This window comes from Streptomyces sp. NPDC032822, assembly GCF_055578825.1.
Genome location: NZ_JBVIOL010000019.1, coordinates 1 through 24,584 on the forward strand (window position 1 = coordinate 1; position 24,584 = coordinate 24,584).

At 72.1% G+C, this 24,584-nt stretch carries 23 protein-coding genes; 14 read left to right on the plus strand and 9 right to left on the minus strand.

Going from position 1 to position 24,584, the window contains the following annotated elements:
- Positions 1-525: 525 nt before the first annotated feature.
- Positions 526-1,326, minus strand: a complete 801-nt coding sequence (locus ACZ5VD_RS36230; protein WP_468547416.1) for an enoyl-CoA hydratase/isomerase family protein — start codon at positions 1,324-1,326, stop codon at positions 526-528.
- Between the two features lie 214 nt (positions 1,327-1,540).
- Between ACZ5VD_RS36230 and ACZ5VD_RS36235 the strand changes: the two genes are divergently transcribed.
- The gene (locus ACZ5VD_RS36235) at positions 1,541-2,194 is read left to right on the plus strand and encodes a hypothetical protein (protein ID WP_468547417.1); all 654 of its coding nucleotides are present in this window, start codon (positions 1,541-1,543) and stop codon (positions 2,192-2,194) included.
- Positions 2,195-2,198: 4 nt separating this feature from the next.
- Here the strand turns inward: ACZ5VD_RS36235 and ACZ5VD_RS36240 are convergent, their stop codons facing one another.
- Together ACZ5VD_RS36240 and ACZ5VD_RS36245 are read right to left on the minus strand one after the other, a co-directional pair.
- Positions 2,199-3,314, minus strand: a complete 1,116-nt coding sequence (locus tag ACZ5VD_RS36240) for an adenylate/guanylate cyclase domain-containing protein (protein WP_468547418.1) — start codon at positions 3,312-3,314, stop codon at positions 2,199-2,201.
- Between the two features lie 153 nt (positions 3,315-3,467).
- Complete coding sequence (locus ACZ5VD_RS36245; RefSeq protein WP_468547419.1) at positions 3,468-4,328, minus strand: biotin--[acetyl-CoA-carboxylase] ligase; 861 nt, start codon at positions 4,326-4,328, stop codon at positions 3,468-3,470.
- A gap of 110 nt (positions 4,329-4,438) precedes the next feature.
- Between ACZ5VD_RS36245 and ACZ5VD_RS36250 the strand changes: the two genes are divergently transcribed.
- The 4 genes from ACZ5VD_RS36250 to ACZ5VD_RS36265 all read left to right on the plus strand — a co-directional run bounded on the left by ACZ5VD_RS36250 (position 4,439) and on the right by ACZ5VD_RS36265 (position 7,218).
- The gene (locus tag ACZ5VD_RS36250) at positions 4,439-6,049 is read left to right on the plus strand and encodes an acyl-CoA carboxylase subunit beta (RefSeq protein WP_468547420.1); all 1,611 of its coding nucleotides are present in this window, start codon (positions 4,439-4,441) and stop codon (positions 6,047-6,049) included.
- Between the two features lie 53 nt (positions 6,050-6,102).
- On the plus strand, positions 6,103-6,312 hold the full coding sequence (locus ACZ5VD_RS36255; RefSeq protein ID WP_468547421.1) for an acyl-CoA carboxylase subunit epsilon: 210 nt from the start codon (positions 6,103-6,105) through the stop codon (positions 6,310-6,312).
- A gap of 122 nt (positions 6,313-6,434) precedes the next feature.
- Entirely contained in the window at positions 6,435-6,563 is a 129-nt protein-coding gene (gene mmpB, locus ACZ5VD_RS36260; protein WP_468547422.1) for a morphogenic membrane protein MmpB, read from the plus strand.
- A 34-nt stretch (positions 6,564-6,597) separates the two neighbouring features.
- Entirely contained in the window at positions 6,598-7,218 is a 621-nt protein-coding gene (locus tag ACZ5VD_RS36265) for a Maf family protein (RefSeq protein WP_468547423.1), read from the plus strand.
- 12 nt (positions 7,219-7,230) lie between these two features.
- On the opposite strand, the gene ACZ5VD_RS36270 is transcribed toward ACZ5VD_RS36265, so the two are convergent.
- The gene (locus tag ACZ5VD_RS36270; RefSeq protein WP_468547424.1) at positions 7,231-7,734 is read right to left on the minus strand and encodes a hypothetical protein; all 504 of its coding nucleotides are present in this window, start codon (positions 7,732-7,734) and stop codon (positions 7,231-7,233) included.
- Between the two features lie 373 nt (positions 7,735-8,107).
- Here ACZ5VD_RS36270 and ACZ5VD_RS36275 point away from each other — a divergent pair, with 373 nt between their 5' ends.
- Positions 8,108-9,880, plus strand: coding sequence for an acetyl/propionyl/methylcrotonyl-CoA carboxylase subunit alpha (locus ACZ5VD_RS36275; protein WP_468547425.1), 1,773 nt, complete (start codon positions 8,108-8,110; stop codon positions 9,878-9,880).
- Positions 9,881-10,542: 662 nt separating this feature from the next.
- Here the strand turns inward: ACZ5VD_RS36275 and ACZ5VD_RS36280 are convergent.
- The gene (locus ACZ5VD_RS36280) at positions 10,543-11,505 is read right to left on the minus strand and encodes a DeoR/GlpR family DNA-binding transcription regulator (RefSeq protein WP_468547426.1); all 963 of its coding nucleotides are present in this window, start codon (positions 11,503-11,505) and stop codon (positions 10,543-10,545) included.
- A 175-nt stretch (positions 11,506-11,680) separates the two neighbouring features.
- Positions 11,681-13,129 carry an NAD(P)H-quinone dehydrogenase gene (locus ACZ5VD_RS36285; protein WP_468547427.1) on the minus strand — a complete coding sequence of 483 codons (1,449 nt, stop codon included), beginning with the start codon at positions 13,127-13,129 and terminating at the stop codon, positions 11,681-11,683.
- 107 nt (positions 13,130-13,236) lie between these two features.
- Between ACZ5VD_RS36285 and ACZ5VD_RS36290 the strand changes: the two genes are divergently transcribed.
- The 4 genes from ACZ5VD_RS36290 (at position 13,237) to ACZ5VD_RS36305 (ending at position 17,922) form a co-directional block, all read left to right on the plus strand.
- Positions 13,237-13,674, plus strand: coding sequence for a gamma-glutamylcyclotransferase family protein (locus ACZ5VD_RS36290; protein WP_217241348.1), 438 nt, complete (start codon positions 13,237-13,239; stop codon positions 13,672-13,674).
- A gap of 107 nt (positions 13,675-13,781) precedes the next feature.
- Positions 13,782-14,606 carry a purine-nucleoside phosphorylase gene (locus tag ACZ5VD_RS36295; protein WP_468547428.1) on the plus strand — a complete coding sequence of 275 codons (825 nt, stop codon included), beginning with the start codon at positions 13,782-13,784 and terminating at the stop codon, positions 14,604-14,606.
- Positions 14,607-14,855: 249 nt separating this feature from the next.
- Positions 14,856-16,487 (plus strand): phospho-sugar mutase, encoded by a 1,632-nt coding sequence (locus ACZ5VD_RS36300; protein ID WP_468547830.1) that lies wholly within the window; start codon positions 14,856-14,858, stop codon positions 16,485-16,487.
- 223 nt (positions 16,488-16,710) lie between these two features.
- On the plus strand, positions 16,711-17,922 hold the full coding sequence (locus ACZ5VD_RS36305) for a hypothetical protein (protein WP_468547429.1): 1,212 nt from the start codon (positions 16,711-16,713) through the stop codon (positions 17,920-17,922).
- 16 nt (positions 17,923-17,938) lie between these two features.
- Here the strand turns inward: ACZ5VD_RS36305 and ACZ5VD_RS36310 are convergent, their stop codons facing one another.
- Positions 17,939-18,664, minus strand: a complete 726-nt coding sequence (locus ACZ5VD_RS36310; protein ID WP_468547430.1) for a PH domain-containing protein — start codon at positions 18,662-18,664, stop codon at positions 17,939-17,941.
- A 202-nt stretch (positions 18,665-18,866) separates the two neighbouring features.
- Between ACZ5VD_RS36310 and deoC the strand changes: the two genes are divergently transcribed.
- From deoC to ACZ5VD_RS36325, 3 genes are read left to right on the plus strand one after another with little or no spacing between them, the layout of a single operon-like run.
- Positions 18,867-19,817, plus strand: coding sequence for a deoxyribose-phosphate aldolase (gene deoC / locus ACZ5VD_RS36315; protein WP_468547831.1), 951 nt, complete (start codon positions 18,867-18,869; stop codon positions 19,815-19,817).
- Positions 19,818-19,822: 5 nt separating this feature from the next.
- The gene (locus ACZ5VD_RS36320) at positions 19,823-21,265 is read left to right on the plus strand and encodes an aldehyde dehydrogenase family protein (protein WP_468547431.1); all 1,443 of its coding nucleotides are present in this window, start codon (positions 19,823-19,825) and stop codon (positions 21,263-21,265) included.
- On the plus strand, positions 21,258-22,166 hold the full coding sequence (locus ACZ5VD_RS36325; protein ID WP_468547432.1) for an aldehyde dehydrogenase family protein: 909 nt from the start codon (positions 21,258-21,260) through the stop codon (positions 22,164-22,166). Before ACZ5VD_RS36320 ends, ACZ5VD_RS36325 begins: the two co-directional genes overlap by 8 nt.
- A 102-nt stretch (positions 22,167-22,268) precedes the next feature.
- On the opposite strand, the gene ACZ5VD_RS36330 is transcribed toward ACZ5VD_RS36325, so the two are convergent.
- Positions 22,269-22,673 (minus strand): hypothetical protein, encoded by a 405-nt coding sequence (locus tag ACZ5VD_RS36330; protein ID WP_468547433.1) that lies wholly within the window; start codon positions 22,671-22,673, stop codon positions 22,269-22,271.
- A gap of 127 nt (positions 22,674-22,800) precedes the next feature.
- Between ACZ5VD_RS36330 and ACZ5VD_RS36335 the strand changes: the two genes are divergently transcribed.
- The gene (locus ACZ5VD_RS36335) at positions 22,801-23,436 is read left to right on the plus strand and encodes a uridine kinase family protein (protein WP_468547434.1); all 636 of its coding nucleotides are present in this window, start codon (positions 22,801-22,803) and stop codon (positions 23,434-23,436) included.
- Positions 23,437-23,644: 208 nt separating this feature from the next.
- On the opposite strand, the gene ACZ5VD_RS36340 is transcribed toward ACZ5VD_RS36335, so the two are convergent.
- Entirely contained in the window at positions 23,645-24,391 is a 747-nt protein-coding gene (locus tag ACZ5VD_RS36340) for a SigE family RNA polymerase sigma factor (RefSeq protein WP_468547435.1), read from the minus strand.
- Between the last annotated feature and the right edge of the window lie 193 nt (positions 24,392-24,584).

A 24,584-nucleotide genomic window follows, 5' to 3' on the forward strand; every position in this document is an offset into this window, starting at 1 on the left:
GAGCCGACGTGCTCTTCGCCATGCTCCGCGACGGCACCTTCTACGAACCCCAGCCCGCCCCATCAGCTTGACGAAACCCATAGGGGCACCCCCCCACCCGACTCGGCGCATCGAGAAGTGACCGCCCTGGGGGCTCCGCCCCCAGACCCCCGGGCCTATGCCCACCCACCGCCCGACTCGTTAGGCCAAGAGGTGGACGTCGCCTCGACCGCCACCGGCGCACCAAGGCACACGCGCCCACCCACACACACGCCCGCAGTCCCGTCGTACGGCGGCAAGGGGACGCGGCGGGGGGTGTCGACTCGGTCGGTCACGAGGTGGGCGTCGCCTCGGCCGCCACCGGCGCGGCAAGGCACACACACCCGCAGTCCCGTCGTACGGCCGCAAGGGGACGTGTCGGGGGGTGTTCGCCCGCAGTGGACTGCGCGGTCAACGCCAGCACCCCATCGAGAAACAGCCTCCGCGCCGTTCCGAGGACGGACACCCCCCGACGCGGCCCCGACCCCACCACAACCGGCCGACGCCCTACTCCCCCGGCCAGGAAGGCCGCCGCTTCTCGTTGAACGCCGCGACGCCCTCCACCCGATCCCCCGAGAAGGCCACGGCGCGCCAGGCCGCGTCCTCCACCTCCAGCCCCGCCCGCAGATCCAGCCCGTGCCCCAGCCGCAGCGCCTTCTTCGCCGCCCGCAGCCCGACCGGCGAGTTCGCCGCGATCCGGGACGCCAGCGCCAGCGCCTCCTCGCGGTCCCGCCCCTCGTCCACCAGCACGTCCACGAGCCCCAGCTCCGCCGCCTCCCCGGCCGCCACCCGCCGAGCCGTGAAGATCAGCTCGGCCGCACGGGCCGCGCCCACCCGACGGGGCAGCAGCTGCGTACCACCGCCGCCCGGAATCACCCCGACCGACACCTCCGGCAGCCCCACCACGGCCGTACCGTCCGCGACGATCAGGTCGCAGGCGAGGGCCAGCTCGAAGCCGCCGCCCAGGGCGAACCCGTGTACGGCCGCGATCGTCGGCACGGGCAGCTCCAGCACCCCGGTGTACGCGCCGCGCGCCACCGGCCGCTGCCGCACCAGATCCGCGTCGGTGAAGGAGTTCCGCTCCTTCAGGTCGGCGCCGACACAGAAGGCCCGTTCGTGGGTCGAGGTCACCACGACCACCCGTACGTCCCGATCCGCGCTCAGCGCCGCGCAGGCCCCGGCGAGGGAGCGGGCCATCTCGGTCGAGACCGCGTTCATGGCCTTGGGCCGGTCCAGGGCCAGCTCCGCGACATGCCCCTCCGCGTGCCGCCGTACCCGCACGAACTCCCCGAACCGCTCCTCGCTCATGACACCCTCCCGATCAACGGTTAACGACGGTTAACATCCGGTACCCCGATCATCGCAGCCCGGACCCGCACGGAAAAGGGGGAGCCGGTTCCCACATCCGCTCCGGACGCCCCGTTCGAGTGACATCCCGCCCAACTCCCGCCCCACCGCCCAGGAAACGCATAGCGTGCGTCCGCCGACGCACGGGGGCACCGGCACAGGGGGAGTGATCGCGATGACAACAGAGACGCCGACAATGCCGGGGAGCACCGAGAACGAGGCCACCTCCAGGCCCTGGATCCCACGCGGCCGGCACCGCCGCCCACGCCCCCGCAAGCTGCTGCTCGCAGCGGGCGGCCTGGCCCTGGCCGCCGGTGCGCTGAGCCTCGTACGGATCGCCCCGGACTCCACCGTCGGCGGCTTCGGCACCGCGGAGGCGGACCCGGGCCCCGACACAGACACCACCACAACCCCAGGCACAGACACAGGCACAGGCACCGACCGCCCGGCAAACGCCGCAGCCACATTCGCCGCGGCCCGACCCCCCACCCCCCTCCCCTCCCCGGCCACCCTCCTGCGCGGCCCGACCGCCCTGCCCACCCCGGGGGTGCCCCTGACTCCCACTCCCACCCCCACCCCGGCCGCGGACAGGCAGCGCCAGGCACCGGCAGACACCGTCACCACGATCCCGGACGCCCCGAACCCACCCGGCACCCCGGCACCCGCCCCGCCGAATCCCTCGCCGCCCCCACAACCCGCCCCGACGCGCACCCCACCCGCACCGGACCCGGACCCGCAGCCGGACCGGCCGAACCGGCCGGAGCGCCCCGGCGTGTGCCTGCCGATCATCGCCGTGTGCGTGGACGCACTGAAGGGCGTCAAGGACTAGAGGGCTACGACTCCGCGCCGCGCCGCGTCAGCAGCCACGGCTCGACCACGCCGAGCCCGCGGACCGGCCGCTGCCACATCGGCTGCAGCGCGAAGCGGTACGTCGGGGGCTCCTCGCCCTCCTTCTCGGCGGCGGCAGCGGCCTCGGCCGCCTCCGCCTCGGAGGCGGGTGCCTCGCCGGTGCGGATCAGGTCCTCCGCGAAGGCGCTGTCGACGAGGACGGCGTCACGAGGGGCTATCGACGTGAGCCGGGAGGCGAGGTTCACCGTCGTACCGAAGACATCGCCCATACGGGTGGTGACCGTGCCGAAGGCGATGCCGACCCGCAGCTCGGGCATGGTCTCGTCGTTCGCCATGGTCTCGATGAGCCGGAGGGCGATCTCGGCGGCGACCCCCGCGTCGTCGGCCGCGTACAGGACCTCGTCGCCGAGCGTCTTGACGAGCCGGCCGCCGTGCGCGGCGACCAGGTCGGCGGCGGTGGTCTCGAAGGCCTCGACGAGTTCGCCGAGTTCCTCCTCCTCCATCCGCCGGGTCAGGCGCGTGAACCCGACGAGGTCCGCGAAGCCGACCGCGAGGCGCCGGTCGACCATCTCCTCGTCGTCGGCGGCCTGGACGACCCGGCCGGCCGAGGCGGCGAGCTGGCGGCGCCAGACGTAGACGAGGAACTCCTCCAGTTCGGGCAGGAGCAGCTCGATGATCGGGTACGTGACCTCGGTGCGGGTCATCCCCGGTTCGGGCGGTTCGGTGAGGCCCTCCAGGAACGAGTCGATCTGCCACTCGGCCAGCCGGGCGGTGGTCTGCCCGGTGGACCGGGCCACCTGCACGGCCATCGCCTCGCTCAGCAACCCCGCCTCCACGAGGCCGGAGAGCCGGCGCAGCGCCAGCACGTCGGCCTCGGTGAGCGCCCTGGCCTGCCCGATGTCGGCGAAGCCCATGGCCCGCCAGAACCGGGTGGCGAGTTCCACGGAGACGCCCGCGCTACGGGCCGCCTGGAAGGGGGTGTAGCGGCGCTCGGCGCCCAGGATGAGCTGTTCGATGCGCAGGGCGAGCGGATCCTCGTCGGACTCCGGGTCCGCCCGGCCGTCCGCGTCCGTGCCGGAGCCCGTGTCGTCGACGGTCACGCCTGCTGCCCTTCCGATCTGCCGCGGTCAGTTATCGACCGGCCTTCACTTTACGGCAGGTGTGCGGTAGCTCACTCCGCGCGTGTCTCCGACGATACGACCGAATGTCCTGACGCGGGCGCACTCCGCCGGAGAGACGGAGCCACCGGTGCGTCACACCGGCCGCAGGTGCACGATGTCGCCGGCTCCCACCGGCTCCTGCACGCCCTCCTGGGTGGCGATGACGAGCCTTCCGTCCCCGTCGACCGCGACCGCCTCGCCCACGATCGACCGGTCTCCCGGCAGCTCGGCCCGCACCGTCCGTCCGAGCGTGGCGCAGCCCGCCGCGTACGTCTCCTGGAGGCCGCTCGCCGCGGGGTCGCCGCCGGCCGCACGCCACCGTCCGTACCACTCCTCCAGCGACCGCAGCACGCCTCGCAGCAGGGGATCCCGGTCCGTGTTCACGGCCCCGGCCAGGGCCAGGGACCCGGCTTGCGGCACCGGCAGTTCGTCCGCGCGCAGGGTGATGTTGATGCCGACCCCGACGACGACGGCGTCGTCCCCGGCCCGCTCCGCGAGGATGCCGCCGGCCTTGCGCTCTTCGCCGTCCACGGTCACCAGCAGGTCGTTGGGCCACTTCAGGGCCGTGTCGACGCCCGCCACCCGGGACAGCCCGGTCGCCACGGCGACCCCGGTGAGCAGCGGGAGCCAGCCCCAGCGGGCGACCGGGACCTCGCTCGGCCGCAGCAGGACGGAGAAGGACAGTCCCGAGCGGGCCGGTGCCGTCCACCGGCGGTCGAGGCGGCCCCGCCCGGCGGACTGCTCCTCCGCGACCAGGACCGCGCCCTCGGTAGCCGTGCCCGCGGTGGCCGCCGCCACGAGGTCGGAGTTGGTGGAGCCGGTGTGCTGCACCACCTCGACCCCGGACCAGAGTCCGCCGTCCCGTACCAGCGCCCGCCGCAGCGCGGTGGCGTTGAGGGGCGGGCGGTCCAGGTCGGACCAGCGGCTGTCGTCTGAGGCATCGCGCGGCGTCATGCAAGCCACCCTAGGTGTGGTAAACGCCGCACTGCTGATTCGTAGGCACGCCACTACGCTACGGATGAGTAACCGTCCCCCCTTTTGAGCAGGCAGGGAGCCGCATCCCGATGTCCGAGCCGGCAGAGCGTCACGAGATCCCAGGGATCGACATCCACACCACCGCGGGCAAGCTCGCGGATCTCCAGCGCCGTATCGAGGAAGCGACGCACGCCGGCTCCGCACGCGCGGTCGAAAAGCAGCACGCCAAGGGCAAGTTGACGGCCCGTGAGCGGATCGAGCTGCTGCTCGACGAGGACTCCTTCGTCGAGCTCGACGAGTTCGCCCGGCACCGCTCCACCAACTTCGGCCTGGACCAGAACCGCCCGTACGGCGACGGTGTCGTCACCGGGTACGGCACGGTCGACGGCCGCCCCGTCGCCGTGTTCTCCCAGGACTTCACCGTCTTCGGCGGCGCCCTGGGCGAGGTCTACGGCCAGAAGATCGTCAAGGTCATGGACTTCGCGCTGAAGACCGGCTGTCCGGTCATCGGCATCAACGACTCGGGCGGCGCCCGTATCCAGGAGGGCGTGGCGTCCCTCGGGGCGTACGGCGAGATCTTCCGCCGCAACACCCACGCGTCCGGGGTCATCCCGCAGATCAGCCTCGTCGTGGGCCCCTGCGCCGGCGGAGCCGTCTACTCCCCGGCCATCACCGACTTCACGGTCATGGTCGACCAGACCTCGCACATGTTCATCACCGGCCCGGACGTCATCAAGACGGTCACCGGCGAGGACGTCGGCTTCGAGGAGCTGGGCGGCGCCCGTACCCACAACTCGGCCTCGGGCGTGGCCCATCACATGGCCGGGGACGAGAAGGACGCCATCGAGTACGTCAAGCAGCTGCTGTCGTACCTGCCGTCCAACAACCTCTCCGAGCCGCCGCTCTTCCCGGAGGAGGCGGACCTCGCCCCCACCGACGAGGACCGCGAGCTGGACACGGTCGTGCCGGACAGCGCGAACCAGCCGTACGACATGCACACGGTGATCGAACACGTCCTGGACGACGCCGAGTTCTTCGAGACGCAGGCGCTGTTCGCGCCGAACATCCTCACCGGCTTCGGCCGGGTCGAGGGGCGCCCGGTGGGCATCGTCGCCAACCAGCCGATGCAGTTCGCCGGGTGTCTCGACATCCAGGCCAGCGAGAAGGCGGCCCGCTTCGTGCGGACCTGCGACGCCTTCAACGTGCCGGTGATCACCTTCGTGGACGTGCCCGGCTTCCTGCCCGGGGTCGACCAGGAGCACGACGGCATCATCCGGCGCGGCGCCAAGCTGATCTACGCCTACGCCGAGGCGACCGTCCCGCTCATCACGGTCATCACCCGCAAGGCCTTCGGCGGCGCCTACGACGTCATGGGCTCCAAGCACCTGGGCGCGGACATCAACCTGGCCTGGCCCACCGCCCAGATCGCCGTGATGGGCGCCCAGGGCGCGGTCAACATCCTGCACCGGCGCACCATCGCCGAGGCGGAGGCGGCCGGTGACCTGGAGGCGACCCGGGCCCGTCTCATCCAGGAGTACGAGGACGCCCTCCTCAACCCCTACATCGCGGCCGAGCGCGGCTATGTCGACTCCGTGATCATGCCGTCCGAGACCCGCCGGCACCTGGTGCGCGGCCTGCGTCAGCTGCGTACCAAGCGGGAATCCCTGCCTCCGAAGAAGCACGGCAACATCCCCCTCTAGGGAGTGCGTTCTCCCGTCTCTGAGAGCGCCTTCTCCCGTCTCCAGGAGCCGACATGAACATCAAGGTCGTACGGGGCAACCCGACCCCGGAGGAACTGGCCGCCGCCCTGGCGGTGGTCAGGGCCCGCGCCGCGGCGGCGGCCGAGCAGCCGTCCGGCGCGCCCCGCCCGCGGGACTCCTGGTCGGATCCGGCCCGCATCGCGGCGCACCGGCTGCCGCAGCCGGGCCCGACGGCGTGGACGCGTACGTTCTGGCCCGGGTAGAGCCCGGGTAGCCCGGCCAGGACGAGTCCCGGAGGACCGGCCAGGACGGGTCCCGGGGGCCGGGCGGGAACTTGAGTACGCGTACTCAGGCGCCCGGCACGAAACCGCCGCACGCTGGAAGCATGCTGTGGTCCGACCCCGAGAACGAGCCGCCGAAGGAACTGCGCGACATGCAGAACACCCTTCGGCGCCTCGGCGTCTTCCTGGCGGTCGCCATGGTGTTCGCGATGATCGTGCTCGGACTGCGCTGAGGCCGGGCCGGTACCGCGCGGATATTCTGGCCGCATGACTGATCAGCCGCGTCGCCGACTCGTCCTCGCCTCCCAGTCCCCCGCCCGGCTCGGTCTGCTGCGCCAGGCCGGGCTCGCCCCCGAGGTGATCGTGAGCGGTGTCGACGAGGACGCCGTGAGCGCCCCGACGCCCGCCGAACTCGCGCTCGCCCTGGCCGAGGCGAAGGCCTCCGTGGTGGCGGCGAAGCCCGAGGTGCGCGGCGCCCTGGTGATCGGCTGCGACTCGGTGCTCGACCTGGACGGCGAGGCCCTCGGCAAGCCCGCGGACGCCGAGGAGGCCACCGCCCGCTGGAAGGCGATGCGCGGCCGGGCCGGCACCCTCCAGACCGGCCACTGCGTGTACGACACCGCAGCCGGTCGGTACGCCTCCGCGGTCGCCTCCACCGTCGTCCGCTTCGGCGAGCCGACCGACGAGGAGGTCGCCGCCTATGTCGCCTCGGGTGAACCCCTCCATGTCGCCGGGGCGTTCACCCTCGACGGCCGCTCGGCCCCGTTCGTCGACGGCATCGACGGCGACCACGGCAACGTGATCGGCATCAGCCTGCCCCTGGTCCGGCGGCTGCTGGCCGAACTGGGCGTCGGCATCACGGAGTTGTGGACACCCCGGGAGCGGTGACCTGAGCGGCGTTCAGGTGGTGCTGGGCGCCGGCGGTGGGGTGAGCGGGGAGGTGTCGCCGTCCTTCGTGCCGTCCGGCGTCCGGTCGACCGGCCCGGCCGCGGGCTCGGGCCGGCTCTGCCGGTCGTACGTCATCAGCAGCAGCACGATGAGCGCGAGCACCACCATCATGAAGAGGAACGCGGACCGGCCCATCAGGCCCCACGCGAACGCGCCCAGCAGTCCGTGCACCACGGCCGCGCTGATCAGCAGGATGCGGCCGAGGCCGGCCGGCGGGCGGTTGCGCAGGGCGACCAGCAGGGCGACCACGCCGCACAGCACGAAGTAGAGGCCGAAGACGATGCCGGCGCCCTTCGACGACGTGGACATCACGTCCGGGTCCAGGCCCGCCAGGGACATGTTCTGGTTGTGGACGATGTTCCCGAGCAGCCAGTTCAGCCCGGCGACCCCGAGGGCCTCGCCGAAGAGCACGACCGCCACGATCCATGCCACCGGTCTGCGCACCACCGGTCCCACCCACTTCCGAGCTTTTTCGAGTGCCAGTCGAGCAAGGCGTCTGTTACCCCAAGTATGTTCGGGACATCCTGAACGCTACTCACGGGTAAACCCACGGACAAGGGTCCGGTGCCCGGCAAAGAATCATTGGGCCATTCGTAGGGACTCCACAAAGAAACCCTGTGGCCCGCAGCACGCTCTCACAGAGACCTTGGCCACAAAGGAGGGCTAGGGTTTCGACAGGAGTCCCCCGTACCTAGGTGCGACAAGGGATTTCACGGTCGGGCGAGCCTCGTATCACGCTCCGTGTGGGCAAGCTCACCAGTGGGGACGGGTCGAAGTGCCGTGTCGGCAGTCCCTAAAATCAGCTTGTTTCAAGGAGGGAGCCTCAATCGTGCGCAAGGTGCTCATCGCCAACCGTGGCGAAATCGCTGTCCGCGTTGCCCGGGCCTGCCGGGATGCCGGGATCGCGAGCGTGGCCGTCTACGCCGACCCGGACCGGGACGCTCTGCATGTCCGCGCCGCGGATGAGGCGTTCGCCCTGGGCGGTGACACTCCGGCGACCAGCTATCTCGACATCGGGAAGGTGCTGAACGCCGCGCGCGAGTCGGGCGCGGACGCCATCCATCCCGGGTACGGATTCCTCTCCGAGAACGCCGACTTCGCGCAGGCGGTCCTGGACGCCGGGCTGATCTGGATCGGCCCGCCGCCGCAGGCCATCCGCGACCTCGGCGACAAGGTGGCCGCCCGGCACATCGCCCAGCGGGCCGGCGCCCCGCTGGTGGCCGGTACGCCGGATCCGGTCTCGGGCTCCGACGAGGTCGTCGCCTTCGCCGAGGAGCACGGTCTGCCCATCGCGATCAAGGCCGCCTTCGGCGGTGGCGGTCGCGGTCTGAAGGTCGCCCGCACCCTCGAAGAGGTGCCCGAGCTGTACGAGTCGGCGGTCCGCGAGGCGGTCGCCGCCTTCGGCCGCGGTGAGTGCTTCGTCGAGCGCTACCTCGACAAGCCGCGGCATGTGGAGACGCAGTGCCTGGCCGACAGCCACGGCAACGTGGTCGTCGTGTCCACGCGTGACTGCTCCCTCCAGCGCCGGCACCAGAAGCTGGTCGAGGAGGCGCCCGCGCCGTTCCTGTCGGACGCGCAGGTCGCCGAGTTGTACGCCTCCTCGAAGGCCATCCTCAAGGAGGCCGGCTACGTCGGCGCCGGCACCGTGGAGTTCCTGGTCGGCACGGACGGCACGATCTCCTTCCTGGAGGTCAACACGCGTCTCCAGGTGGAGCACCCGGTCACCGAGGAGGTCGCCGGCATCGACCTGGTGCGCGAGATGTTCCGCATCGCCGACGGCGAGGAGCTCGGCTACGGCGACCCCGAACTGCGCGGCCACTCCTTCGAGTTCCGCATCAACGGCGAGGACCCGGGCCGTAACTTCCTGCCCGCCCCCGGCACGGTCACCGCGTTCGCCCCGCCGTCCGGTCCGGGCGTCCGGCTGGACGCGGGTGTCGAGTCCGGGTCGGTCATCGGTCCGGCCTGGGACTCCCTGCTGGCCAAGCTGATCGTCACCGGCGCGACCCGCGAGCAGGCCCTCCAGCGTGCCGCCCGCGCGCTGGAGGAGTTCCAGGTCGAGGGCATGGCCACCGCCATCCCGTTCCACCGCGCGGTCGTCAGGGACCCGGCGTTCGCCCCCGAACTCACCGGGTCCGCCGACCCCTTCACGGTCCACACCCGCTGGATCGAGACCGAGTTCGTCAACGAGATCCCCGCGTTCTCGGCGGCCACGGACGCCGAGGCGGACGAGGACGCGGACCGCGAGACGATCGTCGTCGAGGTCGGCGGCAAGCGCCTGGAGGTCTCCCTCCCGGTCTCGCTCGGCATGTCCCTGGCCCGCACCGGCCTCGCGGCGGGCGCCAAGCCCAAGCGCCGCGCGGCCAAGAAGTCCGGCCCCGCGGCCTCCGGCGACACCCTCGCCTCCCCGATGCAGGGCACGATCGTCAAGGTCGCGGTCGAGGAGGGCCAGGAAGTCAAGGAGGGCGACCTGATCGTCGTCCTCGAAGCGATGAAGATGGAACAGCCCCTGAACGCGCACCGGTCCGGCACCGTCAAGGGCCTGTCCGCCGAGGTCGGCGCCTCCCTCACCTCGGGCGCGCCGATCTGCGAGATCAAGGACTGACGACTTCTCCGGTACGACTGTTCCGGTACGACGTCGAAAGGCGCCCGGCGAGCCGACTCACGGTCGGCCCACCGGGCGCCTCTCCCTTTACCCCCGCCTCCCGCCGACCGCCCCGTACTGCCGTCCGGCCCACCGGTGAGCCGGACGCCTCACATGTCCCGCGTCCCGCATCCGGACGACCGACCGTCACAGCAGGTCTGCCGGGCGGCGACAACCGGCTCACCGTGCGGACCACGACGAGCCCCGCACAGCGGCGGGCGTCAACCGCGCCGCCGCCCACCGCCCGCCGACCGGCCGGGCGGCTCGCGTTCCCGTCGCCCCACCCCCTGCCGGGCACCCACGTCCCGCGATCCACCCCCGGTCATCCGCCCTCACAGCAGGCCCACCGGGCGAGGGCGTTCAGTGCCCTGGGCGGGGCCGTGATCGGCCCGTAGGGCGGTGGGCGTCGGACGGGGCCCATCGGCGGGCGGCCTCCTGTTGGCGCGGGCCCGCCGGGGAGGTGGCGGGGCAGCAGGGCCGGGAGGCGGGGGCCCGTGCCCTCACCGACAGGACGGCGTTCCACCGGATCACCGTGGCGTCCCACCGGATCGCCACGGAGTCCCGAGGGATCACCATGGCGTCCCGTCAGATCACCCCGGCACGCCCCGCTCAGGGGCGTGCCGTCAGCGGCGGCGGAGGTCGGCGACCCGGGCCCGCTCGGCTGCGGGCGACTGTTCGCCCAGGACCGTGGCGGAGCGCAGTCCAGGGGCTCCGCCCGGGACCTGGCCGCGGCGCGGGCCCGGAACGGGGACGTCCCGACGCTGTTGCCGACGCGCCGGGACCTGATCACCCCCCGGGTTCTCCGCCGCCCCGGCGATGGCGATCTGCACCCCCTGGTCGGCGAGTGCCTGGAGCTCGGTGGCGGCCCGGTCGTCGTGGACGGGCGGTTCGTCCGTCACGAGGCGGGTGATGAGGTCCGTCGGCACGGTCTGGAACATGGTGTCGGTGCCGAGCTTGGTGTGGTCGGCGAGGACCACGACCTCCGCGGCGGCCTGCACCAGCGCCCGGTCGACGGAGGCCGACAGCATGTTGGACGTGGAGAGCCCGCGCTCGGCGGTCAGCCCGCTTCCGGAGAGGAAGGCCCGGGACACCCGCAGCCCCTGGAGGGACTGTTCGGCACCGCTGCCGACGAGGGCGTAGTTCGAACCGCGGAGCGTTCCGCCGGTCATCACGACCTCCACGCGGTTGGCATGGGCCAACGCCTGGGCCACCAACAGGGAGTTGGTGACGACGGTCAGCCCGGGTACCCGGGCGAGCCGGCGGGCCAGCTCCTGTGTGGTGGTTCCCGCCCCGACCACCACGGCCTCGCCCTCTCCGACGAAGCTGGCGGCGAGATCGGCGATGGCCGTCTTCTCGGCGGTCGCGAGATGTGATTTCTGCGGAAAGCCGGACTCCCGCGTAAACCCGCCCGGCAATACCGCACCGCCATGCCGGCGGTCGAGGAGTCCTTCTGCCTCCAGTGCGCGCACGTCCCGCCGTACGGTCACTTCGGAGGTCTGGACGACGCGGGCGAGCTCACGGAGCGATACGGCCCCGTTCGCTCGCACCATTTCGAGGATCAATTGGCGACGTTCTGCAGCGAACACGAAACTGACAGTAACCCCAACGACCGTCTGCTTTCAGCAGTTTGCGCCGAATTACAGAAGTTGTTCGTACACCAGGACGGGAAGTGGTATAGGGCCTAATCCCGGCGACTATGCCGCACGCATGCTCGACAACTCCCTGTGACCAGCGGTGAACCGCTTTCGGCCGCCCGGTCGGTCAGAGCTCGTCGCCCGCCTTGCGCGTGTGCAGCTGCCGGGCGACCTCCGCGATCGACCCCGAAAGGGAGGGGTAGACGGTGAAGGCGTTCGCGATCTGTTCGACCGTCAGGTTGTTGTCGACGGCGATCGACATCGGGTGGATCAGCTCCGAGGCGCGCGGCGCGACGACCACACCGCCCACCACGATCCCGGTGCCCGGCCGGCAGAAGATCTTGACGAAGCCGTCCCGGATGCCCTGCATCTTCGCGCGCGGGTTGCGCAGCAGCGGCAGCTTCACGACCCGGGCGTCGATCTTCCCGGCGTCGACGTCGGCCTGCGTGTAGCCGACGGTGGCGATCTCGGGGTCGGTGAAGACGTTCGACGAGACGGTCTTCAGGTTGAGCGGGGCCACCGCGTCGCCGAGGAAGTGGTACATGGCGATCCGGCCCTGCATCGCCGCGACGGAGGCGAGGGCGAAGACGCCGGTCACGTCACCGGCGGCGTACACGCCCGGGGCGGTGGTGCGGGACACCCGGTCGGTCCAGATGTGCCCGGAGTCGCGGAGCTTGACCCCGGCCTCCTCCAGGCCCATGCCGGTGGAGTTCGGGACGGCGCCGACGGCCATCAGGCAGTGCGAGCCGGTGATGACCCGCCCGTCGGCGAGGGTGACCTCGACCCGGTCGCCGACCCGCTTGGCGGACTGGGCGCGGGAGCGGGCCATGACGTTCATGCCGCGGCGCCGGAAGACCTCTTCCAGGACGGCGGCGGCGTCCGGGTCCTCGCCGGGGAGCACCCGGTCGCGGGAGGACACGAGGGTGACCTTGGAGCCGAGGGCCTGGTAGGCGCCGGCGAACTCGGCGCCGGTGACACCGGAGCCGACCACGATGAGCTCCTCGGGGAGCTCGGTGAGGTCGTAGACCTGGGTCCAGTTGAGGATGCGCTCGCCGTCGGGCAGGGCGTCCGCCAGCTCGCGCGGCTTGCCGCCGGTGGCGATGAGCACGGCGTCGGCGACGAGGGTCTCCTCGCTGCCGTCGACGGCCCGCACCACGACCTTCCGCGAGCCGTCCAGGCCCTGCATGCCCTCCAGGCGTCCGCGTCCGCGCAGCACCCGGGCGCCGGCCCGGGTCACGGAGGCGGTGATGTCGTGGGACTGCGCGAGCGCGAGGCGCTTCACCCGTCGGTTGACCTTGCCGAGGTCGACGCCCACCACCCGGGCGGCCCGCTCCAGCGGCGGGGTGTCGTCGGCGACGATGATTCCCAGCTCTTCGTACGAGGAATCGAAGGTGGTCATCACCTCGGCCGTGGCGATCAGGGTCTTCGACGGGACGCAGTCGGTGAGCACCGACGCCCCGCCCAGACCGTCGCAGTCGACGACGGTCACCTCCGCGCCGAGCTGGGCGGCCGACAGGGCCGCCTCGTATCCGCCGGGTCCGCCACCGATGATCACGATCCGAGTCACGTACTCCATTGTCCCGTACGCGCCGGGCTGCCACCGCCCCGGGGGCGCCGGGGAGGCCCATCCGTTACCTCCGTGACGGGAGGGACACCCGAAACGGCTGCCGTACCCTCGACGACATGTCGCTCTACGCCGGGTACGCCGGCAACCTCGACGCGCGGCTCATGACCCGCCGCGCACCGCACTCGCCGCTGCGCGCGACGGGCTGGCTGAACGGGTGGCGGCTGACCTTCGGCGGCGAGCACATGGGCTGGGAGGGCGCGCTCGCGACGATCGTCGAGGCGCCCGGCGCGCAGGTCTTCGTCGCGCTGTACGACCTCGCGCCCATGGACGAGGACTCGATGGACCGCTGGGAAGGCGTCGGCCTCGACATCTACCGCCGGATGCGGGTCCGGGTGCACACCCTGGAGGGCCAGGAGCCGGCCTGGGTCTACGTCCTCAACGGCTACGAGGGCGGCCTGCCCTCGGCCCGCTACCTGGGCGAGATCGCGGACGCGGCGGAGTCGGCGGGCGCCCCGCACGACTATGTGATGGAACTCCGCAAGCACCCGTGCTGACCGGCGCCCGGTCGACGGGCGTTGGTTGGAAACGACAAGACAACGATCGCCATCCGGTCAGCTCCGTCATCTACGCGCGTAGGCCCTGAGCGGCTACCCTCAACCGCGTGAACGCATCTCTTCTTCCGGACGACATCCAGGGCGACCCCCATACCGCCGCCGACGCCGCCGCCTCGCGCCTGCGCGAACTGACCGGCGCCGAGACCCACGACGTCGCCCTCGTGATGGGCTCCGGCTGGGCGCCGGCCGTGGACGCGCTCGGCGCTCCCGACGCCGAGTTCGAGGTCACCGAGCTGCCCGGTTTCCCGCCGCCGGCGGTGGAGGGACACGGCGGCAAGATCCGCTCGTACCGGATCGGTACGAAGCGCACCTTGGTCTTCCTGGGCCGCACCCACTTCTACGAGGGCCGCGGTGTCGCCGCCGTCGCGCACGGCGTCCGTACGGCCGTCGCCGCCGGCTGCAAGACGATCGTCCTCACCAACGGCTGCGGCGGTCTGCGCGAGGGCATGCGCCCCGGCCAGCCGGTCCTGATCAGCGACCACATCAACCTGACGGCGACCTCCCCCATCATCGGCGCGAACTTCGTCGACCTCACCGATCTCTACTCGCCGCGGCTGCGCGCCCTGTGCAAGGAGATCGACCCCACGCTGGAGGAGGGCGTCTACGCCCAGTTCCCCGGCCCGCACTACGAGACCCCGGCCGAGATCCGCATGGCCCGCGTCATCGGCGCGGACCTGGTGGGCATGTCGACGGTCCTGGAAGCGATCGCCGCGCGCGAGGCGGGCGCGGAGGTACTCGGCATCTCCCTGGTCACCAACCTCGCGGCGGGCATGACGGGCGAGCCCCTCAACCACGAGGAAGTCCTCCAGGCCGGCCGCGACTCGGCCACCCGGATGGGCTCCCTCCTGGCCCAGGTACTGGGCCGCATCTAGCCACCGCACCGGGAGCCCCGCCCCCGGCCCCCGCCCCGAACCCTTGCCCACCCACCGCCCGGCTCGGTCGGGCAAGAAGCGCCCCGTGCCTCCGGCTCGGTCGGCCGAGAACCGGGCCTGGCCCCGGTCGTGCGCTTCTTGAGGTCGCGAGTCGGGTGGTGGGTGGGCACAGCCCGGGGGTCCGGGGCGGGGCCCCCGGAGACGCGCACCGCCACGGACCCGCACCGAACACACGAGAGGTTGACCCACGTGCACGCCGACGTCATCGCACAGGCCAAGGCATGGCTCGCCGAGGACCCCGACGCGGAGACCCGCGCCGAACTCGCCGAGCTCCTCGACGCCGAGGACACGGCGGAGCTCGCCGCGCGCTTCAGCGGCACCCTCCAGTTCGGCACCGCGGGTCTGCGGGGCGAACTCGGCGCGGGCCCGATGCGCATGAACCGCTCCGTGGTCATCCGCGCCGCGGCCGGCCTCGCCGCGTACCTCAGGGCGAAGGGCGAGGACGACGGTCTCGTCGTGATCGGCTACGACGCCCGCCACAAGTCCGCGGACTTCGCCGAGGACACGGCGTCCGTCATGGTCGGCGCGGGCCTGCGCGCGGTCGTCCTGCCCCGCCCGCTGCCGACCCCCGTCCTGGCGTACGCGATAAGGCATCTCGGCGCGGTCGCCGGTGTGGAGGTCACCGCCAGCCACAACCCGCCCCGCGACAACGGTTACAAGGTGTACCTGGGCGACGGCTCGCAGATCGTGCCGCCGGCCGACGCGGAGATCGCGGCGGAGATCGACGCCATCGCGTCCCTGACCAGCGTCCCCCGCCCCAGCGGCGGCTGGGAGACGCTCGACGACAGCGTCCTCGACGCCTATCTCGCCCGCACGGACGCCGTACTCGCCCCCGGTTCCCCCCGCACGGCCCGCACGGTCTACACGGCGATGCACGGCGTCGGCACGGAGACCCTGCTGGCCGCCTTCGCCCGCGCCGGCTTCCCCGAGCCCGTCCTGGTCGCCGAACAGGCCGAACCGGACCCGGACTTCCCGACCGTCGCCTTCCCCAACCCGGAAGAGCCCGGCGCGATGGACCTCGCCTTCGCGCGGGCCCGCGCGACCGGCCCCGACCTGATCATCGCGAACGACCCGGACGCCGACCGCTGCGCCGTGGCCGTCGGACACGCCGGCGACTGGCGGATGCTCCGCGGTGACGAGGTCGGCGCGCTGCTCGCCACCCATCTGGTGAACCGGGGGGCCCGCGGCACCTTCGCGGAGTCGATCGTCTCCTCCTCCCTCCTCGGCCGTATCGCCGAGAAGGCGGGCCTTCCCTACGAGGAGACCCTCACCGGCTTCAAGTGGATCGCCCGCGTCGAGGGCCTGCGCTACGGCTATGAGGAGGCCCTCGGCTACTGCGTGGACCCGGACGGCGTACGGGACAAGGACGGCATCACGGCCGCCCTGCTGATCACGGAGCTCGCGTCGACGCTCAAGGAGGAGGGCCGCACCCTCCTCGACCTGCTGGACGACATCGCCGTCGAGCACGGTCTGCACGCCACCGACCAGCTCGCGGTCCGGGTCGAGGACCTGTCGGTCATCGCCGCCGCCATGGAGCGGCTCCGGGAGCGGCCCCCGACCGTGCTGGCGGGCCTCGCCATCACCCGCGCCGAGGACCTCACCCTGGGGACGGACCGGCTCCCGCCCACCGACGGCCTGCGCTACACGCTCGACGGCGCCCGGGTCATCGTCCGGCCCAGCGGCACCGAGCCGAAACTGAAGTGCTATCTGGAGGTCGTCGTCCCGGTCGCCACGCACGCCGGTCTCCCGGCGGCCCACGCGAAGGCGGCGGACCTGCTGGCGGCGATCAAGCGGGACCTCTCGGCGGCGGCCGGCATCTGAGCCGGGGGAAGCCCACGGCAGGACACGGCGGACGACCGGCCGGCAGCGGCACACCGGGGAAGCCACGGGCGGCCAGAGGTGACCAGAGGTCACCGAGGACCGCCCGGGGCACCCCATCGGGTGATTTCCCCAGGCAGGTTGACGCGGGCTCCACGTCTGGCCCCGCCCGCCGGGCAACGGTGGACCGGCAAGTGCCCCGCCGACCCAGCCTGGAGCCGCAGCCGTGTCCTCGACCGCATTCCGGCCGACCCCCCGAGCGACCACCGAGAACACCGCGGTCACCGCACCCCGCATCCCCCGCGACCCCGGGCGGGGCGGCCCCTCGTGCCTCCGCCCGGCCCTGCGTCACGCGGCCCCCGCCCTGCTCGCGTACCTCGCCGTCCGCGTCACGGGCCTGCTGGTCCTCGCCGTCTGGGCGCATCGCCGGCACGAGGGCGTCTGGTCGATCCTGGCGACACAGTGGGACTCCGTCTGGTACCTGCGCATCGCCGACCACGGCTACGCGCCCGGCCTCGACGCCGGTCACGATGCGAAGGGCCTGGCGTTCTTCCCGCTGTACCCGGTGCTGGTGAAGGCCGTGGCGGCGTTCACGCCGGGCACCCGCGCCAGTACCGCCCTGGTCCTCGCCGTGCTCGCCTCGTTCGTCGCGGCCTGGGGGATCTTCGCCGTCGGCGACCGGCTGTACGGCCGTCGCGCGGGCATCCTCCTCACCACACTGTGGGCCGCGTTCCCGGTCGGCCTGGTGCAGTGGATGGGCTACACGGAGTCCCTGTTCACGGCGTTCGTGGCCTGGTCGCTGTACGCGGTGCTCACCGGGCGCTGGCTCACCGCGGGCAGCTGCGCGGCGCTGGCCGGCCTGACCCGTCCGACCGGCGTCGCGGTGGCCGCCGCGGTCACCGTCACCGCCCTGGTCTCCCTGTGCCGCCGCCCGCGGGACGTCCGTGCCCTCGCCGCGGCGGCGCTGGCCCCGCTCGGCTGGTGCGGGTACGTCGGCTGGGTGGGCCTGCGGCTGGACCGCTGGGACGGCTACTTCGCCGTACAGCGGCTGTGGCGCAACGAGCTGGACGGCGGGCTGCGGACGCTGCTGATGGTGCGGGACCTGCTGTGGCGGGACGCGTCGCCCCAGCTCTTCCTGGTGACGGTGACGCTCACCGTGCTGGCCTCGGTGGTGCTGTTCGGCCTGTCCCTGGGGGACCGCCAGCCGCTGCCCCTGCTGGTCTTCACGGGCGTTCTGCTGACGATCGTGCTGGGCAGCGGAGGCGTCTACTTCCCCCGGGCCCGCTTCCTCCTCCCGGCCTTCCCGCTGCTCCTCCCCCTCGCCGTCCACCTGTCCCACGCGTCCCGGCGCTACCGTGCCCTGTTCCTGACGGGGGCGGTGGCGGGCTCGGCCTACCTCGGCGCGTACATGACCCTGGTGTGGCACGGAGCGCCCTGAGGCCGGTCCCGGTTCCTCACCCGGTCGCGAGCAGAATCGCCAGCAGCACGAGCCCGGCCAGCGCCGGCGCCACGATCTCGTAGGCCCAGCGCACGGTCACCTCGCCCTGGGCCCCCTCCGGCTTCCCGTCGGTCTCCCGCAGTTCCCGCAGCTCGTCCATGACCCGGTCGGTCTCCGCACGCACGGGCCCCTCGGGCACCGCCTTGCGCCCACCGGCCCGCATCCCCCCGGACAGCCCGGCCGGACCGCCGCCGGAGAGGCCGCCACCGGAGAGTCCACCGCCGAACGGGCCCCGGATCCCCTCGGCCTCCGCGCCTCGCCGGGCCTCCCGCCGGGCCGCCTTCTTGCGGCCCCGCAGCGACACGGGAATGGCCCACAGCTGGAACTTCCGGCCGGACGCGACGACGACCTCGTTCGAGTAGCCCGAGCGCAGCGACTCGACCTGCCCCCACGGCAGCACGATCAACCGGAACGGGTTGCGGACGCGCAGCCGCTCCTGGTTGGCGAACACGGCCGGCCGCAGGGTGAAGGCCACCACCAGCGGCACCACGAGGATCAGGGTGGCGAGCGCCAGCCACGGTGTGCGCCCCTCCCCGGAGACGACCGCGTCGATGCCGAGCCAGCCGGCGATGCCGAGCAGCAGGAAACCGCCGGCCATGCCCGCGGGCGACCGGTAGATCCGGTCGGGCAACGGGGGTGCCGAGGGCTGCGGCGCTGGTGACTGGGGCTCCGGGGTCGTCATGGCACCGATTCTGCCCGACGCCCCCGGCGACGCCCGTACGCGGTGCCGCCGCAGCGCCGCCGCGGGAGCTGTCGTCCCCCTGCCGTCGGGCCGCCGTCGGGCTGCCGTGATGCCGTCGCGGTGCCGCCGTAGCGGATGAGCACCTGATATGTATGCCGGGGTGTACAGCCGCTACGCGCGTAGATATGCTCGGCTGGTGACCATGCCCACCACTGCACAAGCTCTCGCCGACGTCACCGCGTCCGACAGCACGCTGCGCCGCTTCCTCCACGGGCTGCCCGGCGTGGACGCGGTCGGCCTGGAGGCCCGCGCAGCCTCGCTCGGCACCCGTTCCATCAAGACGACCGCGAAGGCGTACGCCATCGACCTCGCCATCTCGATGGTCGACCTGACGACGCTGGAAGGCGCGGACACCCCGGGCAAGGTCCGGGCGCTCGGCGCCAAGGCGGTCCGCCCCGACCCGACCGACCGGACGAGTCCGGCGACGGCGGCGGTCTGTGTCTACCCCGACATGGTGGCCACCGCCAAGGAGGCCGTCGCCGGTTCCTCCGTCAAGGTCGCCTCGGTCGCCACCGCCTTCCCGGCCGGCCGCGCCGCGCTCCCCGTGAAGCTGGCCGACGTCCGTGACGCGGTCGCCGCGGGCGCCGACGAGATCGACATGGTCATCGACCGCGGCGCGTTCCTCGCGGGCGACTACCTGAAGGTGCACGAGGAGATCGTCGCCGTGAAGGAGGCCTGCGCGGACTCGGCCCGCCTGAAGGTCATCTTCGAGACGGGCGAGCTGTCGACGTACGACAACATCCGCCGCGCCAGCTGGCTCGGCATGCTCGCGGGTGCCGACTTCATCAAGACGTCCACCGGCAAGGTCGCGGTCAACGCCACACCCGCGAACACCCTGTTGATGCTGGAGGCGGTGCGCGACTTCCGCGCCCAGACCGGCGTCCAGGTCGGCGTGAAGCCCGCCGGCGGGATCCGTACGACCAAGGACGCCGTCAAGTTTCTCGTACTGGTCAACGAGACCGTCGGCGAGGACTGGCTGGACAACCACTGGTTCCGCTTCGGCGCCTCCTCGCTCCTGAACGACCTGCTGATGCAGCGTCAGAAGCTGGCCACCGGCCGCTACTCCGGCCCCGACTACGTGACGGTGGACTGATCACCATGGCATCTGCATCCGCGTTCGAGTACGCGCCGGCGCCCGAGTCCCGCTCGGTCGTCGACATCGCCCCCTCCTACGGCCTGTTCATCGACGGCGAGTTCACCGAGGCGGCCGACGGCAAGGTCTTCAAGACGGTCAGCCCCAGCACGGAGGAAGTGCTGTCGGAGATCGCCCAGGCCGGTTCCGAGGACGTCGACCGTGCCGTGAAGGCCGCCCGCAGGGCCTTCGAGAAGTGGTCCGCCCTCCCCGGCTCGGAGCGCGCCAAGTACCTGTTCCGCATCGCCCGGATCATCCAGGAGCGCAGCCGCGAACTGGCCGTCCTGGAGACGCTGGACAACGGCAAGCCGATCAAGGAGACACGCGACGCCGACCTCCCGCTGGTCGCCGCGCACTTCTTCTACTACGCGGGCTGGGCCGACAAGCTCACGCACGCCGGCTTCGGCACGGACCCCAGGCCGCTGGGCGTCGCGGGCCAGGTCATCCCGTGGAACTTCCCGCTCCTGATGCTGGCCTGGAAGATCGCCCCGGCGCTCGCCACCGGCAACACGGTGGTGTTGAAGCCCGCCGAGACCACCCCCCTCTCCGCCCTGTTCTTCGCGGACATCTGCCGCCAGGCAGGCCTGCCCAGGGGAGTCGTCAACATCCTTCCGGGGTACGGCGACACGGGCGCCGCGCTGGTCGAGCACCCGGACGTGAACAAGGTCGCGTTCACCGGCTCCACGGCGGTCGGCAAGGCCATCGCGCGCCAGGTGGCGGGCACGACGAAGAAGGTCACCCTCGAACTCGGCGGCAAGGGCGCGAACATCGTCTTCGACGACGCCCCGATCGACCAGGCGGTGGAGGGGATCGTCACCGGGATCTTCTTCAACCAGGGCCAGGTCTGCTGCGCGGGCTCCCGCCTCCTCGTCCAGGAGTCGATCCAGGACGAGTTGCTGGACTCCCTCAAGCGCAGGCTCTCCACGCTGCGCCTCGGCGACCCGCTGGACAAGAACACGGACATCGGCGCGATCAACTCCGCCGAGCAGCTGGCCCGGATCACCGCGCTCACCGAGCAGGGCGAGGCGGAGGGCGCCGAACGCTGGTCGCCGGCCTGCGAACTCCCCTCCTCCGGCTACTGGTTCGCCCCGACGCTCTTCACGAACGTCACCCAGGCGCACACCATCGCCCGCGACGAGATCTTCGGCCCGGTGCTGTCCGTCCTCTCCTTCCGCACACCGGACGAGGCGGTCGCCAAGGCCAACAACAGCCAGTACGGCCTGTCGGCGGGCATCTGGACGGAGAAGGGCTCCCGGATCCTCGCGGTGGCGGGCAAGCTCCGCGCGGGCGTCATCTGGTCCAACACGTTCAACAAGTTCGACCCGACCTCGCCGTTCGGCGGCTACAAGGAGTCGGGGTTCGGCCGCGAGGGCGGCCGCCACGGCCTGGAGGCGTACCTCGATGTCTGAGAAGTCCGAGCAGCAGCGTCTGAGTGTCCTCAAGACCTACAAGCTGTACGTGGGCGGCAAGTTCCCGCGTTCCGAGAGCGGCCGGGTGTACGAGGTGACGGACTCCAAGGGCAAGTGGCTCGCCAACGCGCCGCAGTCCTCCCGCAAGGACGCCCGTGACGCGGTCGTCGCCGCCCGCAAGGCGTTCGGCGGCTGGTCCGGGGCGACGGCCTACAACCGCGGCCAGATCCTGTACCGCGTCGCGGAGATGCTGGAGGGCCGCAAGGCGCAGTTCGTCCGCGAGGTGGCCGAGGCGGAGGGCCTCTCGAAGCCGAAGGCGGCCGAGCAGGTCGACGCGGCGATCGACCGCTGGGTCTGGTACGCGGGCTGGACCGACAAGATCGCCCAGGTGGTCGGCGGTGCCAATCCGGTGGCGGGCCCGTACTTCAACCTGTCGTCCCCGGAGCCGACGGGGGTCGTCACCGTGCTCGCGCCCCAGGAGTCGTCCTTCCTGGGCCTGGTCTCGGTCCTCGCCCCGGTGATCGCGACCGGCAACACGGCGATCGTGATCGCGAGCGAGAGGTCCCCGCTCCCGGCCCTCTCGCTGGGCGAGGTGCTGGCCACCTCCGACCTGCCCGGCGGGGTCGTCAACGTCCTGTCCGGCAGGACCGCCGAGATCGCGGCGCCGCTCGCCGCGCACCAGGACGTCAACGCGATCGACCTGGCCGGCGCCGGCACCGACGACGTACTGGCGAAGGAGCTGGAGATCGCGGCGGCCGACAATCTGAAGCGGGTCCTGCGTCCACAGCCTGTGGACAACTGGTCGGCGACGCCCGGCACCGAGCGCCTGACGGCCTTCCTGGAGACGAAGACGGTCTGGCACCCGACAGGCTCACTGGGAGCGGGCGGCTCGTCGTACTGAGCAGCCGAAGGCCGCTCCCCGGGGGCGCGGGGAACTGCGCGACCAGCCATGGCGAACCCACGCACGGCAACGGTCGGCAGTTCCCCGGACGGCCCCCGCGCCTCAACCCCCCAGCGTCCCCATCACCTGCCCCACCACCGGCATGCTCCCGATCGACTGCGCCTGCGCGACGGGAGCCGTCAGCATCTGCGAGGCGACCGGCTGGAAGTCGGCGAGCTGGGTGCCGACGCCGTTGTCGAGGGGGTCGACGCCGGTACCGGCGAGCGGGTTGGGCTTGAGGCCCGCGACCGGGCCGGTGACATAACCGACGGTGCCGGTGACGGCCTGGAGGCCGGCCTGCGGGTCGACGTTGCCCAGTGAGGTGGGCCGGGTGCGCAACGCGTCGACGACCGGGTCGGTGTCCGCGGAGGCCGCCGCCGCGCCCGCGCCCAGGGCCACGCCCGCGGTCGCGAGGGCGACCAGGGCACGCTGGGCGGTCGGGTTCGGGGAGGACAGGTGTCGGGCCATCGTTTCTGCCACCTTCTACAGCACAGGGTAAGCGGGTCGACACGAAGGGTAGTTGAGGTGTGATGCGCGCATCAAAGCCGACCCGCGGGGTCGGCACGGCGTACGGAATGCGTCAAACTGGTGTCCCGTGAGCACCCTTCCCCCGCCATCCGCCCGTGTCGTGCTGCTCTGCGGCCCCTCGGGCTCGGGCAAATCCCTCGTCGCCGCCCGTTCCGGGCTACCCGTGCTGCGGCTCGACGACTTCTACAAAGAGGGTGACGACCCGACGCTGCCGCAGGTGGCCGGGAGCTCGGACATCGACTGGGACCACCCGGACTCGTGGGACGCGGACACCGCGATCGCCGCGATCCTGGACCTGTGCCGCACGGGCCGTACGAAGGTGCCCGTCTACGACATCGCGCTGAGCGCCCGTACCGGCGAGAGCTCCGTCGACGTGGGGCGGACCCCGTTGTACATCGCGGAGGGCATCTTCGCCGCGGAGATCGTCACCCGCTGCCGGGAGCTGGGGGTGCTGGGCGACGCCCTGTGTCTGAACCGCGGCCCGCTGCGGACCTTCCGCCGCCGCTTCCTGCGCGATCTGCGGGAGGGACGCAAGTCCGTGCCCTTCCTGCTCCGTCGCGGCTGGCGTCTGATGCGTCAGGAGCGCTCGATCGTCAGCCGTCAGACCGCCCTCGGCGCCCACCCCTGCGACCGGGACGAGGCTCTCGGCCGGCTCGCCGCGGCCGCGGTGGGCCGCCGTCCGGCGGCCACCCCGACCGTCTGAGCGCACACGCGCACACGAAAGCGGGACTGGACGGACCCCCCGGCCCTCCAGCCCCGCTCCTTCGTGCTCCCCCGTGTTTCCCCCGTTGGTCCCCCGGTGACCCCCGTCGATCCCCCGGATACAGCTTCCCCCCCGGGTCACTGCTCCCCCCGGGTTACCGCTTCCCCCGGTACTGCTCCCCCCGTTTCCTGCTTCCCCCCCCGAACCTTCAGGCGACGAGCTCCCCGAAGGCGTTCTCCTCGTCACGGCCGAAGCTGAGGACCTCGTCCTCGCGCAGCCGGCGCAGAGAGCGCCAGATGCTGGACTTCACCGTGCCGACACTGATGTCGAGGATCTCCGCGATCTCCGGGTCCGTGCGGCCCTCGTAGTAACGGAGGACCAGCATGGTGCGCTGGAGTTCGGGCAGCCGGGCGAGCGCCTGCCACAGGACCGCGCGCAACTCCGTGCCACGCATCGCGTCCGTGTCGCCGGGCGTCTCCGGCAGTTCCTCGGTCGGGTACTCGTTCAGCTTGCGGCGGCGCCACGCGCTGATGTGCAGATTGGTCATGGTGCGGCGGAGGTAGCCCCCGACCGCGGCCTTGTCACTGATCCGCTCCCACGCCCGGTAGGTCGAGAACAGTGCGCTCTGCAGCAGGTCCTCGGCCTCGAAGCGGTCGCCGGTCAGGTGATAGGCGGTTGCGTACAGGGAGGCGCGGCGCTCCTGGACGTAGGCGGTGAACTCCGCCTCCGACAGCGAACGACGCTCCCCCGTGTCCTCCCTGTACGCGCTTCCCCCGTGTGCCGCTTCCCCCGTGAAGCCGTCAACCACCGTCATGTACGCGGTGTGCTGACGCCCGGCGCCGCGAGCGCACCCCCGCCCGCTCACGGCGCCGGACTTCTCAGAACCCCGGCCCCCGTTCACGTCGTGAAGACGCGTGATCACCGCGCTGGAGCTGTTGCCGTGCAGCGTGTTCATCTCGCGCCCCCCGTCGTGGACTTCCGGTGTTTCGCCTTGCTTCCTTGCCTGTGACCAAAAGCTTGCCGGGGCCACTTCATGGCCTTGTCCGCCGACTGTCACAGACCTGTCACAGGGCCCGTCTCGGATGCCGCCCCCAGGCGGGGCACAACCCCCACACAGACAAGAGAGCTACCGGCGCGTAGAAATACAG

Excerpts from the sequence above, each read along its gene's own strand:
- ACZ5VD_RS36230 (WP_468547416.1), bottom strand. The coding sequence starts at position 1,326 with ATGAGCGAGGAGCGGTTCGGGGAGTTCGTGCGGGTACGGCGGCACGCG.
- ACZ5VD_RS36235 (WP_468547417.1), top strand. The coding sequence starts at position 1,541 with ATGACAACAGAGACGCCGACAATGCCGGGGAGCACCGAGAACGAGGCC.
- ACZ5VD_RS36245 (WP_468547419.1), bottom strand. The coding sequence starts at position 4,328 with ATGACGCCGCGCGATGCCTCAGACGACAGCCGCTGGTCCGACCTGGAC.
- ACZ5VD_RS36250 (WP_468547420.1), top strand. The coding sequence starts at position 4,439 with ATGTCCGAGCCGGCAGAGCGTCACGAGATCCCAGGGATCGACATCCAC.
- ACZ5VD_RS36255 (WP_468547421.1), top strand. The coding sequence starts at position 6,103 with ATGAACATCAAGGTCGTACGGGGCAACCCGACCCCGGAGGAACTGGCC.
- mmpB (WP_468547422.1), top strand. The coding sequence starts at position 6,435 with ATGCTGTGGTCCGACCCCGAGAACGAGCCGCCGAAGGAACTGCGCGAC.
- ACZ5VD_RS36265 (WP_468547423.1), top strand. The coding sequence starts at position 6,598 with ATGACTGATCAGCCGCGTCGCCGACTCGTCCTCGCCTCCCAGTCCCCC.
- ACZ5VD_RS36285 (WP_468547427.1), bottom strand. The coding sequence starts at position 13,129 with ATGGAGTACGTGACTCGGATCGTGATCATCGGTGGCGGACCCGGCGGA.
- ACZ5VD_RS36290 (WP_217241348.1), top strand. The coding sequence starts at position 13,237 with ATGTCGCTCTACGCCGGGTACGCCGGCAACCTCGACGCGCGGCTCATG.
- ACZ5VD_RS36310 (WP_468547430.1), bottom strand. The coding sequence starts at position 18,664 with ATGACGACCCCGGAGCCCCAGTCACCAGCGCCGCAGCCCTCGGCACCC.
- deoC (WP_468547831.1), top strand. The coding sequence starts at position 18,867 with ATGCCCACCACTGCACAAGCTCTCGCCGACGTCACCGCGTCCGACAGC.
- ACZ5VD_RS36320 (WP_468547431.1), top strand. The coding sequence starts at position 19,823 with ATGGCATCTGCATCCGCGTTCGAGTACGCGCCGGCGCCCGAGTCCCGC.
- ACZ5VD_RS36325 (WP_468547432.1), top strand. The coding sequence starts at position 21,258 with ATGTCTGAGAAGTCCGAGCAGCAGCGTCTGAGTGTCCTCAAGACCTAC.
- ACZ5VD_RS36330 (WP_468547433.1), bottom strand. The coding sequence starts at position 22,673 with ATGGCCCGACACCTGTCCTCCCCGAACCCGACCGCCCAGCGTGCCCTG.
- ACZ5VD_RS36340 (WP_468547435.1), bottom strand. The coding sequence starts at position 24,391 with ATGAACACGCTGCACGGCAACAGCTCCAGCGCGGTGATCACGCGTCTT.